The organism is Modestobacter sp. I12A-02662, from assembly GCF_041028325.1.
In the GTDB taxonomy this organism is placed as follows: Bacteria; Actinomycetota; Actinomycetes; order Mycobacteriales; family Geodermatophilaceae; genus Modestobacter.
On record NZ_JABGDE010000004.1, the window covers coordinates 296,061 to 311,484 of the forward strand.

Below are 15,424 nucleotides of genomic sequence, written 5' to 3' on the forward strand. Positions count from 1 at the left end.
GCCCCCCGCCGCTCGCGAGCTCGCGGCGGGCCCCTGCAGGGAGGCCGTGAGACAGACGACGAGGGGCGTCCGGCACCGGGTGGTGCCGGACGCCCCTCGTCCGTCAGGTCAGGCGGTCAGTGCTTGTCCTTGTCGTCGTCATCCGCTTCCTCGAGGTCCACGTGCTCCGACTCCTCGTCGAGCTCGTCGCCGTCCTCGTCCTCGAAGCGCACGGTGACCTCGGCCTTGCCCTCCTCGGCGTCGTCCTCGCCCTCCTTCTCGAGGGTCACCTCCTTGGTCTGCTCCTCGCCGTCGCACTTCAGCTCGTTGTCGAACTCCGCCTCGTACTCGACATCGCCGTCCCAGTGCTCCAGCGTGACCTTGGTGGTGATGTTGTCGCCGTCCTTGTCGTCGTCCTCGCACTTGTAGTCGAACTCGACGACGACCTCGTCACCGTGCTCCTCGATCGTCCCCTCGTCGTCGATCTCGAGGACCTTGGCGTACAGGTCGTCGTCCTTGTCGTGGTCGCCGCCACCCGCCATGGCGGGCGAGGCGCCGGTCAGGACGAGCGCGGTCACCGCGGGTGCGACCAGGAACAGTCGAGCAGAACGCATGGGATCTCCCCCTCCGACGGCCGCGGGTGCGGCCGGTCTCCGTTGACGCGACCGACCCTGGCCGACGCGTGACGGCGATCACAACGCACCCGCAGGCGAATCGAGGATGAACGGTTTCGTAACCTCGGCGGGGCGTCACCCGCGGCAGCAGGCCGCACCCTGCCTGTGGTGGGAGACCCGGCGGCTCAGCTCGCCGGGGTGACCCGCAGCAGCTGGTCGGTGTCGTTCCCGTTGTCGGTGGTGACGTAGAGGACGCCGTCCGTCCCCGCCTGCGGCGTGCGGATCCGGCCGTACGTGCCCTCCAGCTCGGGCAGCCGCAACTGCTCGACCAGCGCGCCGGCGCCGTCCAGCCGCAGCGCGAGCACCCCGGTGTCCTTCAGCACGCCGGCCAGCAGCAGCCCCTCGTAGGCACCCCAGGCCGTGCCTTCGAGGAAGGTGATGCCGCAGGTGGCGATCGTCGGGGCGCCGGACGCCCACACCGGGGGGACGACGCCGGGCCGGGTGAGGTCGGTCATCGGCACGCTCTCGTCGTAGCTGCCGCCCGGGCCGTCCGGGTCGTAGCCGTAGTCGCCACCGGGCACCGACGGGCTGATCTCGTCGTCCCGCCGGGTGCCCTGCTCGGCGATGAAGACCCGGTCGGTGCCCGGCTCCACGGCCAGCCCCTGCACGTTGCGGTGCCCGTAGCTGAGCAGCAGGCGGGTCCGCGGGTCGGGGTCGGCGGCGAACGGGTTGCCCGGCGCGGGCCCGCCGGTGGCCGGGTCGATCCGCAGCACCTTGCCGGCCAGGGTGGCGCGGTCCTGCGGGTGGGTGCCGACGGCGTTGTCGCCGGTGCCGACGAGCAGGGCGCCGGTGGCGTCGAAACGCAGCCGGCAGCCACCGTGCCGGCCGCTGCTCTCGTTGACCGGGATGCCGCCGAGCAGCGGATCGGCGACCCGGGTGGCGGTGCGCCACTGCTCGTCCACGGTCCAGGCGGTCACCTGCACCTCGGCGCCGCCGCCTTCCTGGATGCCCGCGCAGGTGTAGAACCGCCGGTCCGCGGCGAACGACGGGTCCAGCACCAGGCCCATGAGCCCGGTCTCCCCGCGGGCGAACAGGTCGCTGAAGTCGGCGTCCACCTCCTGCACGGTCCCGTCCGGCCGCACCGCGGTCAGGCCGCCGGACCGCTCGTCGAGCAGCAGGGTGCCGTCCGGGGCCTGCGCGACGTCCCAGGGGTGGTCGAGGCCGTCGGCGAGCACCTCCACCCGCAGGGCGGGCACCACGGTCGACGCCGCGGTGGACGGCCCGGCCGGCGTCGGGTCGGACGGCGCCGGGGACAGGGACCCCGGGCTGGTCGGTGCGGACGCCGCGGCCGGGTCGCCGTTCCCGACCCCGCACCCGAGCAGCAGCAGCACGGCCCCCACGCAGGGTCCCGCCAGGAGCGTTCGACCGGTGGGGGGCATGGGGGTCCCTTCTCTAACTGGTGCGCGTCACCACGTAGGAGCACAGCGCGGAGAGCGCCTCGCGCACCGGCCCCGCCGGGACGTCGACCAGCCGGGCCCGGGCGCGCTCGGCGTACTCGGCCAGCACGTCGGTGGCGCGCTCGAGGTACGCCGAGCCGCGCAGCAGGGCCAGCGCCTCGGCGTGCTCGGCCTCGTCCACGACCGGGCCGGCGACCAGCTCCCGGAGCCGGGCCTCGGCCGGGTCGTCGTCGGCCAGCGCGAAGAGCACCGGCAGGGTGGCGATCCCCTCGCGCAGGTCGGTGCCGGGGGACTTCCCGGAGGCCCCCTCCTCGCTGAGGATGTCCAGCAGGTCGTCGGACAGCTGGAAGGCGACCCCCACCTCCTCACCGAACGCGGTGAGGGCGGACACCAGCTCGGGGGCGGCACCGGCGAACGAGGCGCCGAAGCGCGCCGAGGTGGCCACCAGGGAGCCGGTCTTGTCGGCGAGGACCCCGAGGTAGTGGTCGACCGGGTCCTCCCCCGGCTGGGCGCCGACCGTCTCCCGCAGCTGGCCGGTGACCAGCCGCTCGAAGGTCCGGGCCTGCACCCGGACCGCCTCCGGGCCGAGGTCGGCCAGCAGGTCCGAGGCCCGGGCGAAGAGGAAGTCGCCGGTGAGGATCGCCACGCTGTTGCCCCAGCGGCTGTTGGCGCTGGGGGCGCCGCGGCGCACGGAGGCCTCGTCCATCACGTCGTCGTGGTAGAGCGTCGCGAGGTGGGTGAGCTCGCAGACGACGGCGGCCCGCACCACCTCGGGGGCGTCGGGGTCGCCGAGCTGCGCGGCCAGCAGCGCGAGCATCGGCCGGAACCGCTTGCCCCCGGCGGCCATCAGGTGCCCGGCGGTCTCGCTGACGAAGGCGTGCTCGCTGGCGGCGGCCGCGGTGAGCGCGGCCTCGACCCGGGCCAGCCCCGCGGACATCGACTCCCCCAGCGCCCCCTCGGGCAGCCAGGGCCCGATCGTCGAGGCAGGGGTCGAGGGCCGGTGCCACGACTGGGCGTCCACCTGCGTGTCGTTCCCGCCCCGAGGGCTGGTGGTGCCGGCTCCGGTCATCAACCGAGGAAGATACAGCCCGTTCCTGGTGTCCCCGAGAGCGGTTCCCTCATCCGACCAGCACCGCAGCGGACCTCGCCAGGTCCAGCACCGACCCCGGCACGATGCCCAGCACCAGGGTGGCGGCCGCGGTCACCGCCAGCACCGCCGTGGTCGGGGAGCCGGGCACGCCGATCGTGGGACCGTCGGGCGCCGGGTCGGCGAAGTACATGAGCACGACGACGCGCAGGTAGTAGAAGGCCGCGACCGCGCTGGCGACGAGCGCGATGACGGCCAGCGGCCACGCCCCGGTCTCGATCGCGGCCCGGAAGACGGCGAACTTGCCGGTGAAGCCGCTGGTGAGCGGGATCCCGGCGAGAGCGAGCAGGAACAGGGTCATCAGCGCCGCGGTCAGCGGCGAGCGCTGCGCCAGGCCGGCCCACCGGGACAGGTGGGTGGCCTCCCCGGAGCCGTCCCGGACGAGGGTGAGCAGGGCGAACGCGCCGACGGTGGTGAGCCCGTAGGTGAGCAGGTAGAACATCGTCGCGGCGAGGCCGGGGGCCTCGCCGTCCCCGCTCAGCCCGATGACGCCGGTGAGCAGGAAGCCGGCGTGCGCGATGGAGGAGTAGGCGAGCAGCCGCTTGAGGTCGGTCTGGGTGAGGCCGAGCACCGCGCCGACGACCATGGAGACGATCGCCAGGGCGTAGACCAGGGGCCGCCAGACCTCCTCCGCGGTGCCGAAGGCCACGTAGAGCAGCCGCAGCACGGCCCCGAACGCGGCGACCTTGGTGGCCGCGGCCATGAAGGCGGTGACCGGGGTAGGCGCGCCCTGGTAGACGTCCGGCGTCCAGACGTGGAAGGGCGCGACGCTGGCCTTGAACATGAGCCCGACGACGAGCAGCGCCAGTCCGAGGACCAGCAGCAGGTCGGTGCCCGCACCGGCCGCCTGCTCGCGGATCACCGCGAGCCGGACGCTGCCGGTCGCGCCGTAGACCAGCGCCAGGCCGTAGAGGAAGAAGGCGGAGGCGAAGGCCCCGAGCAGGAAGTACTTCACCGCGGCCTCCTGGGAGAGCAGCCGGCGGCGGCGGGCCATCCCGCAGAGCAGGTACAGCGGCAGGCTGAGCACCTCGAGCGCGACGAACATCACCAGCAGGTCGTTGGCGCTGGTGAACAGCATCATGCCGCCGACGGCGAAGGTGACCAGCGGGTAGACCTCGGTCTGCACCCGCTCGGAGACGGCCAGCTCCCGGTCCCGGGTGCTGCCGGCGGGCACGGCGGCGGAGGCGACGAACGCCGACCGGGCCGGGTCCAGCGACCGCTCGGCGAACAGCAGCACCGACAGGGCGCCGAGCGCGGTGATCGTCGCCTGCAGGAACAACGCCACGCCGTCCACGGCCAGCGCCCCACCGGCCGTGGTGGTCTCGTCGGTGCCGGCCAGCAGCAGGGTGGCGACGAAGCCGCCGACCATTCCGGCCAGCGCGATCCCCACCTGGACCGGGTGCCGGACGGCGCGCGGGGCGAACGCCTCCACCAGCACGCCGACGCAGGCGGCGCCGAGGACGAGCAGCAGCGGGGCGAGCGCCGCGAAGGAGAGGTCGGGTGCCTCGATCGGGGGCATCAGTCGGTTCCTCCCTCGCCCACGGCGGGGCTGGTGCCGGCCGGGTCGACGCCCGCGTCGCTCATCGTGGCCTGCACCGCCGGCTCCACCAGCGCGATGAGCGGCTGCGGGAAGAAGCCGAGCAGCAGGACCAGCGCGACCAGCGGCGTGACGACGGCCAGCTCCCGCCGGGAGAGGTCACGGACGGGCGCCGTCCGGCGGGGCGCGGGGGCGGTGAGCACGGCGGTCGCGCCGCCCCCGTCCGGTGCGGGCGCGCTCGGGGGTGGTGGCTCGTCCTCCGCCGCCACGAGCACGCCGCGGAACGGCCCGTGCATGGTGCGTTGGTAGACCAGCAGCACGTAGAGCGCGGCCAGGACGATGCCCACCGTCGCGACGACGGTGAAGACCGGCCGGTTCGGGAACGAGCCGATCAGCACCAGGAACTCGCTGACGAAGCTGTTGGTGCCGGGCAGCGCGAGCGACGCCAGGCCGGCCAGGAGGAACACGCCGGCCAGCAGCGGCGCCCGGGAGGCGACGCCGCCGTAGTCGGCGATCCGCCGGGAGCCGCCGCGGGCGATCAGCATGCCGACCACCACGAACAGCAGGCCGGTCGCGATGCCGTGGTTGACCATGTACAGCACCGCGCCGGTGGCTGCCTCGGTGCTGAACGCGAAGATGCCCAGCGCGATGAAGCCGAAGTGGGCGATCGAGGTGTAGGAGACCAGCCGCTTGAGGTCGGTCTGCCCGACCGCGAGCAGCGCGGCGTACAGGATGCCGATGACCGCGAGGGTGAGCACCCACGGGGCGAGCTCACGGGAGGCGTCGGGGAACAGCGGCAGGCAGTAGCGCAGGAAGCCGAACGTGCCCACCTTGTCCAGGACGCCGACCAGCAGCACCGCCCCGCCGATCGGGGCCTCGGCACCGGCGTCGGGCAGCCAGGTGTGGAACGGCACCAGCGGCGCCTTGATCGCGAAGGCGACCGCGAACCCGGCGAACAGCAGCTTCTGCACGCCCGGGTCGATGTCGAGCTGGCGCAGCGCGTCGAAGGCGAAGGTGCCCTCCCCCAGCTGCGAGTTGCTCACCACGTACAGCCCGATGACCGCGGCGAGCATGACCAGCCCGCCGAGCAGGCTGTAGAGGAAGAACTTGATGGCCGCGTACTGCCGGTTCGGCCCGCCGAAGCCGCCGATGAGGAAGTACATCGGGACCAGCATCGCCTCGAAGAACACGTAGAAGAGGAAGACGTCGGTGGCGGCGAAGACCCCGACCATCGTGGACTCGAGGGCCAGCAGCCAGGCCCAGAACGTCCGCATCGAGCGCTTGCCGGTGGACGTCTCGTGCCAGGACGCCCCCACGACGACCGGCACCAGCACCCCGACCAGCAGCAGCATGACCAGGGCGATGCCGTCGACGCCGAGGGCGAACTCGACACCGAAGTCGGGGATCCAGGGTGCCGAGCTGGTCAGCTGGAAGCGCGGGCCGCCCGGGTCGAAGGCCAGCGCGGCGAGCACGGCGAGCACCAGGACGACGAGGCTGACCGCGAGGGCCAGCAGCCGGGCGAGGCCCGCCTTCGCGGCCGGCAGCGCCGCGACGACGCCGGCCCCCACCGCCGGGACCACGATCATCGCCAGCAGCCACGGGACGTCGCTCATCGGCTCCCCTCCGGTCGGGTCGTGTGGGTCATGCCGTCGTCCCGGCCACCAGCGCCCCGGCGACCAGCACCGCGCCGCCGAGGATGCCGAGCGCGTAGCTGCGCACGAAGCCGTTCTGCGCCCGGCCCAGCCGGGACGACGAGCCGCCCAGCGCCGCCGCCGTGCCGTTCACCAGTCCGTCGACCCCGCGGTTGTCCAGGAAGACCAGCGCCCGGGTCAGCCACACACCCGGCCGCATGACCAGCGCCTCGTTCACCGCGTCGGCGTACAACGCCCGGCGGGCGGCGGTCACCACCGGGGAGACCCGGGCGGGCGCCGTCGTCGGCACCTCGCGGCGGCCGACGACCAGCCAGGCCGCCAGCACCCCGAGCGCCATCACGGCGGTCACCACCACCCCGACGACGGCCGGCGCGACGACGTGCGCGGCCTCCGCCGGCTCGCCGAACACCGGCTCGAGCCAGGCGTCCAGCGGGAACACCTGCACCAGCAGGAACCCGGCGGCCACCGACCCGACAGCCAGCAGCACCATCGGCGCGGTCATCACCGCCGGGGCCTCGTGCGGGTGGACGTCGTCCTCCCAGCGGGGCCGGCCGAAGAAGGTCATCAGCACCAGCCGGGTCATGTAGAAGGCCGTCAGCCCCGCGCCCACGACGGCGACCGCGCCGAGCAGCCAGCCCGACCACCCGCCCCGGTCGAGGGCGGCCTCGATGATGGCGTCCTTGGTCCAGTAGCCGGACAGGAACGGGAAGCCGATCAGCGCGAGGTAGCCCAGGCCGAAGGTGACGAACGTGACCGGGAGGCGCCGGGCCAGCCCGCCGAACCGGCGGATGTCGGTCCGGTCGCCCATCGCGTGCATCACCGACCCGGCCCCGAGGAACAGCCCGGCCTTGAAGAACCCGTGGGTGAGCAGGTGCGCGATGCCCGCGGCGTAGCCGACCGGCCCGAGCCCGACGGCCAGGAACATGTAGCCGATCTGGCTGACCGTCGAGTACGCGAGGACCTTCTTGATGTCGTCCTGCGCGCAGCCGGCGATCGCCCCGATCAGCAGGGTCAGCGCGCCGACCACCAGCACCACGTTCCGGGCGGTCGGGGTGGCGTCGTAGATGGGCGCGCTGCGCGCGATGAGGTAGACGCCCGCGGTGACCATGGTCGCCGCGTGGATCAGCGCGGAGACCGGGGTCGGGCCCTCCATCGCGTCGGGCAGCCACGCCTGCAGCGGGAACTGCCCGGACTTGCCGCAGGCCCCGAGCAGCAGCAGCAGGCCCAGCGCGGTCGCGGTGCCGCCGGCGAGCAGCCCGACCGAGCCGAGCACGCCCGCGTAGCTCGTCGTCCCGAGCTGGGCGAACATCACGAAGATGGCGAGGGCGAGGCCGACGTCCCCGACCCGGTTCATCAGGAACGCCTTCTTGGCCGCCGTGGCGGCGGCCGGGCGGGTGTACCAGAACGCGATCAGCAGGTAGGACGCCAGGCCGACGCCCTCCCAGCCGACGTAGAGGGCCACGAAGCTGTCGCCGAGGACGAGCAGCAGCATCGCCGCGACGAACAGGTTGAGGTAGGCGAAGAAGCGGCGCCGGCCGGGATCGTGCGCCATGTAGCCGATCGAGTACACGTGGATCAGGCCACCGACCCCGGTGATGAGCAGCACGAACACCGCCGACAGCGGGTCGAGCAGCAGCCCGGCCCGCACGTCGAGGCTGCCGGTGGAGATGAAGGTGTACAGCTCCACGCCGGCCGAACGCCCCTCCAGGCCGGCCAGCTGCACGGTGCACAGCAGGCCGAGCACGAACGCGGCGAGGACGGTCGCGGTGGCCAGCAGGTGGCCCCACCGGTCGGTGCGCCGGCCGCCCAGGAGCAGGACGGCGGCGCCGGCGAGCGGCAGGGCGATGAGCAGCCACGAGGCGCTGAGCAGCCCGGTGGCGGGCACGGTCTCCATCCGGCGGGGTCCCCGTCTCTCAGTACTTCAGCAGGTTGACGTCGTCGACGGAGGCGGACCGGCGGGTGCGGTAGACCGACATGATGATCGCCAGCCCGACGACGACCTCGGCGGCGGCGACCACCATGACGAAGAAGGCGATCACCTGGCCGTCGAGGGTGCCGCTGGCCCGCGCGAAGGTGACCAGGGTGAGGTTCACCGAGTTGAGCATCAGCTCCACGCACATGAACACGACGATCGCGTTGCGCCGGACCAGCACCCCGATCGCGCCGATGGTGAACAGCACCGCGGCCAGCACCAGGTAGTTCGCGAGGCTCATTGCTCCACTCCGGGCTCGTTCCGCTCCTCGCTCGAGGACATCCGTCGCCTCCGCGGTCCCTCCGCTCCTCGCTCGCTGGCGCTCGCTGCGATGCTCACTCCCTGCCGGCTCCGGCCGAGCTGCGATGCTCGCTCGCCCGTCGTCTTCGCGAGGCTCATCGGGGCGCGTCCTCTCCGCGGGCCGCCGTGCCCAGCGCCGCGTCCGTCCCGCCGGCGTGGGCCAGCCCCTCGCGCTCGATGCCGAGCGAGCCGGTCGGCGGCAGCTCCTCGACCTGCTGCGGCTCCACCCCGGTGGCGAGGCTGAGCCGCGACGGGGCGCCGTCGGGCAGCCGGCCGGGCAGGGCGATCGAGTTGCCCCGCGCGTACACGCCGGGCCCGGGCAGGGTCTGCGGGTGGTCGCCGTCCAGGAACCGCGCCCGGGAGAGTTCCTTCTGCGTGCGGCGCTCACCGGGCTCGCGCTCGACGTGCGCCAGCACCATCGCGCCGACGGCGGCGGTGATGAGCAGCGCGCTGGTGACCTCGAAGGCCAGCAGGTAGCGGGTGAACAGCAGCTCGGCGATCGCGTGGATGTTGCCCTCGCCGCCGGCGTCCTCACCCAGACCGCGGACGACGGCACCCTCGGCCGCCCGGGCGACCCCGGCACCGACCAGCCCGGCGAACCCGAAGCCCAGCACGATCGCCGCCACCCGCTGCCCGCGCAGCGTCTCCACCACCGAGTCGGAGGACTCGCGCCCGACCAGCATGAGGACGAACAGGAAGAGGATCATGATGGCGCCGGTGTAGACGATGATCTGCACCGCGCCCAGGAACGGCGCCCCCTGGACGACGTAGAACACGCCCAGCGCGAGCATCGTGTTGACCAGCCAGAGCGCCGAGTGCACGGCGTTCCGGGACAGCACCATGCCCAGCGCGCCGGCCAGCGCGATCGGCCCCAGGATCCAGAACGCGACGGCCTCGCCGGTGCCGATCTGCACCCCCTCGGCCGCCGCGGCCAGCGGCGTCACGCCTGCGCTCCGGCCACCGGGGCATCGGCGGCGCCGGTCTCCGCCTGCCCGGGCGGGCGCACGTAGTAGTCCTGCTCGTCGTCGCCGAGCCGCATCGGGTGCGGCGGCGCCTCCATGCCGGGGAGCAGCGGCGCCATGAGCTGCTCCTTGGTGAAGATCAGGCTCTGCCGGTCGTCGTCGGCCAGCTCGAAGTCGTTGCTCATGGTCAGCGATCGGGTCGGGCAGGCCTCGATGCACAGCCCGCAGAAGATGCAGCGCAGGTAGTTGATCTGGTAGACGCGGCCGTAGCGCTCACCGGGGCTGAAGCGGGCGTCCTCGGTGTTGTCCCCGCCCTCGACGTAGATGGCGTCGGCCGGGCACGCCCAGGCGCACAGCTCGCAGCCCACGCACTTCTCCAGCCCGTCCGGGTGCCGGTTGAGCACGTGCCGCCCGTGGTAGCGGGGCTTGGTCACCTTGGGGTCGTAGGGGTACTCCTCCGTCGTCACCTTCTTGAACATCGTGGCGAAGGTGACGCCGAAGCCCTGCGCGGGCCCGGGGAGCCGGCTGATGCGCTTGGCCGGTGCGGCCGGCGCGTCGCCCGACCGGCGGGCGAGCGCGCCGGGCTCGCGGCGGGCCGGGGTGTTCTCAGACATCCGCGTCCTCCTGCGGTGACGGGGCGCCGGCGCCGACCGGCTCCCGGCGGCCCAGCCGCGGGGAAGGCGGGACGACGAGGTCCATCGGCGGGACCGGGAACCCGCCGGCGGCCGGCCGCTGCGTCCCGGCCGGGGGCAGCACCTCCGGAACGGTGGGCGTGGTGGACCCCGCCGCGGCCGCACGGGCCGCCAGCCGGGTGTCGCGGTTGCTGGCCCGCGAGGCGATGAGCAGCCCGGCGACCACCAGCACGGCCAGCGGCACACCGACGAAGACGGCGACCTCGCCGACGTCGGCCCCGCTCTCCCGGGCCACGGTGCGCATGGTGGCGACGGCGAGGATCCAGACCAGCGCGGTGGGGACCAGCACCTTCCAGCCGAACCGCATGAACTGGTCGTAGCGGAGCCGGGGCAGGGTGCCGCGCAGCCAGATGAAGACGAACAGCGCGGCGATGACCTTGCCGAAGAACCACAGCATCGGCCACCAGCCGGAGTTGGCGCCGTCCCACGCCGACAGCGGCCACGGTGCCCGCCAGCCGCCGAGGAAGAGGGTGGCGGCCAGCGCCGAGACGGTGACCATGTTGATGTACTCGGCCAGGAAGAACAGGGCGAACTTCAGCGACGAGTACTCGGTGTGGAACCCGCCGACCAGCTCGCTCTCGGCCTCGGGGAGGTCGAAGGGCGCCCGGTTGGTCTCGCCGACGACCGCGATCACGTAGATGACGAAGGAGACCGGCAGCAGGACGGCGAACCAGCTCGGTCCGGTGACCGCGCCACCGAACAGCGGCACCCCGTCGGCCTGGGCGGCGACGATCTCCGAGGTGGACATCGTGCCGGCGTAGAGGAACACCGCGACGATCGACAGCCCCATCGCGATCTCGTAGCTGACCATCTGCGCGGCGCTGCGCAACCCGCCGAGCAGCGGATAGGTGGAGCCCGACGCCCAGCCGCCCAGCACGATGCCGTAGACGCCCATCGCCGAGCAGGCGAGCACGATGAGCACCCCGATCGGGGCGTCGGTGAGCTGCAGCGGGGTGCGCTCGCCGAAGATGCTGACCGTCGGCCCGAGCGGGATGACGGAGAAGGCGAGGAACGCCGGGATCGTCGAGATCACCGGGGCCAGGAAGTACACCGGCCGGTCGGCGAGCGCCGGCATGATGTCCTCCTTGAACGCCAGCTTCAGCCCGTCGGCGAGGCTCTGCAGGCTGCCGCGGGGGCCGACCCGGTTGGGGCCGATCCGCTGCTGCATGCGGGCGACGACCTTGCGCTCGAAGACGATGGCGAACAGCGTCATCAGGACCAGCACGACGAAGACGCCGACGACCTTGATGAGCACGATCCACCACGGGTCGGAGCCGAAGTCGGCCAGCGTCGGCGAGTCCGCGGCGGCCAGCGGGCTCATGCCGCACCTCCTGCGCTGAGGGTCACGACGGAGCCCGGGCCGGCGCCCAGGGCCGTACGCACGTGGCTGCCCGGGGAGCGCATGGGCAGCCAGACCACCTGCTCGGGCATCTCGGTCACCAGCACCGGGAGGGTCACCGAGCCCGCGGGGCCGGTGACGGTGAGCAGGTCGCCGTCGGCCAGTCCCAGCCGGCGGGCGTCGTCCTTGCCCAGCCGGGCGGCGGGCGGCCGCGCGGTGCCGGCCAGCGCCGGCTCCTCGCGCTGCAGGGTGCCGTCGTCGATCAGCTGCCGCCAGGTGGCGAGCACTGCCTGGTCCCGGCCGACCGGCGGGGCCGGCCGCGGCGCGACGTCGAGCCCGGTGGACGGCGGCGCCGACGTGGCACCGCCGAGGGCCATCAGCTCGCCGCGCGCGGCGGTCACCGTGGGCAGGCCGAGCTCGACCCCCAGGGCGGCGGCCAGTCCCTGCAGGACCCGGGCGTCGCTCAGCTGCCCGCTGCCGTGCAGGGTGGCGTCGAAGGCCCGCACCCGGCCCTCCCAGTCCAGGTACGCGCCCGCCTTCTCGGGCGCGGCGGCCACCGGCAGGACGACGTCGGCGTGCGCGGTGACCGCCGAGGGGAAGAGCTCGAGGCTGACCACGAAGCCGGCCGCGGCCAGCGCCGCGGCAGCGAGGGCCGGGTCGGGCAGGTCCGCGGGGTCGACGCCGCCGACCAGCAGCCCGCCGAGGACGCCGTCCCGCGCGGCGGTGAGGATGCCGGTGGTGTCCCGGCCCGGGGTGGCGGGCACCGGCGCGCCCCAGCGCTCGGCCACCTGGGCGCGGGCCGCGGCGTCGGTCACCGGGCGCCCGCCGGGCAGCAGGCCCGGCAGCGCTCCGACCTCCACCGCCCCGCGCTCGCCGGCCCGCCGCGGCACCCAGCCGATCCGGGCACCGGTGGCCCGGGCCAGTGCGACGACCGCGGAGAGGCCGCCGGGCACCTCGGCCAGCCGCTCGCCGACGAGGACCACGGCCCCCGGTTCGCGGACCGCCTCGACGGCGGGGCCACCCCAGGTGCCCGCGGCCAGCGCCGTCAGCGAGCGCGCCTCGTCGCCGGGGACGGTGCTGAGCACGGTGGCCTGCAGCTTCTCCGCCGCCCGGGTGGTGAACGGCGCGACGTCGAAGACCCGCATGCCCTTCGTGCGGACCGCGCGGCGCAGCCGCAGGAAGACGATCGGCGACTCCTCCTCCGGCTCGAACCCGACGAGCAGGACCACCGGGGCGGAGGTCAGCTCCTCGTAGCTCAGCGCGCCCGCACCCGGGGCGGTGCCGGCCACGTGCGCGGCGAGGAACGCCGACTCCTCGGCGGAGTGCGCCCGCGCCCGCGCGTCGACGTCGTTGGTGCCCAGCACCACCCGGGCGAACTTGGCGTAGGCGTACGCGTCCTCGACGGTGAGCCGGCCGCCGGGCAGCACCCCCACGCCTCCCGCCGCGCGGGCCGCGGCCAGCCCCTCGGCGGCCGCCGTCCACGCCTCCGGCCAGGAGGCCGGCCGGAGCTCGCCGTCCCGGCGCACCAGCGGCGTCATGAGCCGCTCGTTCGACGTGGCGTACCGGAACGCGTACCGGCCCTTGTCGCAGTTCCACTCCTCGTTGACCGCGGGGTCCTCCCCGGCCAGCCGGCGGGTCACGACGCCACGGCGGTAGTCGGTGCGCTGCGCGCAGCCGCTGGCGCAGTGCTCGCACACGCTGGGCTCGCTGCGCAGGTCGAACGGGCGGGCCCGGAACCGGTAGGTCGCGCTGGTCAGCGCGCCGACCGGGCAGATCTGGGTGGTGTTCCCGGAGAAGTAGGAGGAGAACGGCTCGTCCTCGTAGATCGCGACCTGCTCCAGCGCCCCGCGCTCGAACAGCTCGATGAACGGGTCGCCGGCCACCTGCTGGCTGAACCGGGTGCAGCGGGCGCACAGCACGCAGCGCTCCCGGTCGAGCAGGACCTGCGACGAGATCGGCAGCGGCTTGGGGTAGGTGCGCTTGACGTCGACGAACCGGGACTCGGCGCGGCCGTTGCTCATCGCCTGGTTCTGCAGCGGGCACTCGCCGCCCTTGTCGCAGACCGGGCAGTCCAGCGGGTGGTTGATCAGCAGCATCTCCATCGTGCCCTGCTGCGCCTTGTCGGCGACCGGGCTGGTCAGCTGCGTGCGGACCACCATGTCCGGGGCGACCGGGGTGGTGCAGGAGGCGACCGGCTTGCGCTGCCCCTCGACCTCGACGATGCACTGGCGGCAGGCGCCGATCGGGTCGAGCAGCGGGTGGTCGCAGAACCGCGGGATCTGCACGCCGATCTGCTCGGCGGCCCGGATGATCAGCGTGCCCCTGGGCACGGCGACGGGGAAGCCGTCGATGGTGCAGTGCACGGCGTCCGGCGGCGTGTGCGGGCCGGGGGCGCCCGGCGGCAGCGCCGGAGCCGGCTCGGGGACGGCGGGGGTCAACGTCACGAGGCCACTCCCACGGGCTCGATCCGGAGCGAGCGGCCCAGCCGCGCCTGCTCGTCCGGGGGCAGCAGGGCGACGTAGTCGTCGCGGAAGTACTTCATCGAGCTGGCGATGCAGCTGGTGGCGCCGTCCCCGAGCGGGCAGAAGGACCGGCCCAGGATGTTGTCGGCGATGTCGGTGAGCAGGTCGAGGTCACCGGCCGTGCCCGCGCCGTCCAGCAGCCGCTGCAGGACCTGGGCCAGCCAGAACGTGCCCTCCCGGCACGGGGTGCACTTGCCGCAGCTCTCGTGCGCGTAGAACTCGGTGAACCGCAGGGTGGCCTCGACGATCGAGTCGGTGTCGTCGAACACCATCAGCGCGGTGGTGCCGAGCATCGAGCCGGCGGCGGCCACCGAGTCGAAGTCGAGCGGGACGTCGAGGTGCTCGGCGGTGAAGTAGGGGGTCGAGGAGCCGCCCGGCGTCCAGAACTTCAGCTGGTGGCCCGGGCGGACGCCGCCGGCCATCTCCAGCAGCTCGCGCATCGTCGTCCCCATCGGGGCCTCGTACTGCCCCGGCCGGACCACCCGGCCGGACAGCGAGTAGACCTTCGGGCCGGGCGAGCGCTCCGGGCCGAAGAGCTTCAGCCAGTCCGCCCCGCCGCGCACCACGTACGGCACGGTCATCAGCGTCTCGACGTTGTTGATCACGGTCGGCGAGCTGTAGAGGCCGGCGACCGCCGGGAACGGCGGCTTGAGCCGCGGCTGGCCCCGGAAGCCCTCCAGCGACTCCAGCAGCGCGGTCTCCTCACCGCAGATGTAGGCCCCGGCGCCGGCGTGCACGACCAGGTCCAGGTCGTAGCCGGAGCCGAGGACGTCGCGGCCCAGGTACCCGGCGGCGTAGGCCTCCTGCACCGCGGCCATCAGCCGGCGGTGGGCGTGCACCGCCTCGCCGCGGACGTAGATGACGGCGTAGTGCGACCGGATCGCGTAGGCGGTGATGACCACCCCCTCCACCAGGGCGTGCGGGTCGGTCGTCATCAGCGGGAGGTCCTTGCAGGTGCCCGGCTCCCCCTCGTCGGCGTTGACCACGAGGTACTTGGGGGCCGCGGCCGGCCCGGTGGGCGTCTCCCCCGGCTTGGGCTGCGGGATGAAGCTCCACTTCATGCCGGTCGGGAAGCCGGCTCCGCCGCGGCCGCGCAGCCCGGAGTCCTTGACCAGTGCGACCAGCTCGTCGGGGGCCATCGTCAGGGCCTGCCGCAGCGCGCGGTAGCCGTCGGTCGCCTCGTAGGTCTCCAGGCTCCACGAGCGCTCGAGGCCGAAGCGCTGGGTGAGCACGGGGGTGAGCGGCATGGCG

General features: G+C 73.8%; 12 protein-coding genes. All 12 read right to left on the reverse strand.

The features are described 5' to 3' along the window. Window positions 1-116: 116 nt before the first annotated feature. Window positions 117-593: a hypothetical protein gene (locus HL189_RS06595; protein WP_369132888.1), complete on the reverse strand. Its 477-nt coding sequence runs from the start codon at window positions 591-593 to the stop codon at window positions 117-119. A gap of 185 nt (window positions 594-778) precedes the next feature. Next, complete coding sequence (locus HL189_RS06600; protein ID WP_369132889.1) at window positions 779-1,993, reverse strand: sorbosone dehydrogenase family protein; 1,215 nt, start codon at window positions 1,991-1,993, stop codon at window positions 779-781. Between the two features lie 52 nt (window positions 1,994-2,045). Beyond that, window positions 2,046-3,119: a polyprenyl synthetase family protein gene (locus HL189_RS06605; RefSeq protein WP_369132890.1), complete on the reverse strand. Its 1,074-nt coding sequence runs from the start codon at window positions 3,117-3,119 to the stop codon at window positions 2,046-2,048. A gap of 49 nt (window positions 3,120-3,168) precedes the next feature. Then, window positions 3,169-4,716 carry an NADH-quinone oxidoreductase subunit NuoN gene (gene nuoN / locus HL189_RS06610; RefSeq protein ID WP_369132891.1) on the reverse strand — a complete coding sequence of 516 codons (1,548 nt, stop codon included), beginning with the start codon at window positions 4,714-4,716 and terminating at the stop codon, window positions 3,169-3,171. After that, window positions 4,716-6,347, reverse strand: coding sequence for an NADH-quinone oxidoreductase subunit M (locus HL189_RS06615; protein ID WP_369132892.1), 1,632 nt, complete (start codon window positions 6,345-6,347; stop codon window positions 4,716-4,718). The genes nuoN and HL189_RS06615 overlap by 1 nt, the downstream gene beginning before the upstream one ends. 28 nt (window positions 6,348-6,375) lie before the next feature. Beyond that, window positions 6,376-8,280, reverse strand: a complete 1,905-nt coding sequence (nuoL, locus tag HL189_RS06620) for an NADH-quinone oxidoreductase subunit L (protein WP_369132893.1) — start codon at window positions 8,278-8,280, stop codon at window positions 6,376-6,378. Window positions 8,281-8,299: 19 nt separating this feature from the next. Further along, window positions 8,300-8,599 carry an NADH-quinone oxidoreductase subunit NuoK gene (nuoK, locus tag HL189_RS06625; RefSeq protein ID WP_369132894.1) on the reverse strand — a complete coding sequence of 100 codons (300 nt, stop codon included), beginning with the start codon at window positions 8,597-8,599 and terminating at the stop codon, window positions 8,300-8,302. Between the two features lie 154 nt (window positions 8,600-8,753). Further along, entirely contained in the window at window positions 8,754-9,602 is an 849-nt protein-coding gene (locus tag HL189_RS06630) for an NADH-quinone oxidoreductase subunit J (protein ID WP_369132895.1), read from the reverse strand. Then, window positions 9,599-10,234 carry an NADH-quinone oxidoreductase subunit NuoI gene (nuoI, locus tag HL189_RS06635; RefSeq protein WP_369132896.1) on the reverse strand — a complete coding sequence of 212 codons (636 nt, stop codon included), beginning with the start codon at window positions 10,232-10,234 and terminating at the stop codon, window positions 9,599-9,601. Before nuoI ends, HL189_RS06630 begins: the two co-directional genes overlap by 4 nt. Beyond that, on the reverse strand, window positions 10,227-11,633 hold the full coding sequence (nuoH, locus tag HL189_RS06640) for an NADH-quinone oxidoreductase subunit NuoH (protein WP_369132897.1): 1,407 nt from the start codon (window positions 11,631-11,633) through the stop codon (window positions 10,227-10,229). Before nuoH ends, nuoI begins: the two co-directional genes overlap by 8 nt. Beyond that, window positions 11,630-14,095: an NADH-quinone oxidoreductase subunit G gene (locus HL189_RS06645; protein ID WP_369132898.1), complete on the reverse strand. Its 2,466-nt coding sequence runs from the start codon at window positions 14,093-14,095 to the stop codon at window positions 11,630-11,632. Before HL189_RS06645 ends, nuoH begins: the two co-directional genes overlap by 4 nt. Continuing rightward, on the reverse strand, window positions 14,092-15,420 hold the full coding sequence (nuoF, locus tag HL189_RS06650; protein ID WP_369132899.1) for an NADH-quinone oxidoreductase subunit NuoF: 1,329 nt from the start codon (window positions 15,418-15,420) through the stop codon (window positions 14,092-14,094). Before nuoF ends, HL189_RS06645 begins: the two co-directional genes overlap by 4 nt. Window positions 15,421-15,424: the final 4 nt, after the last annotated feature.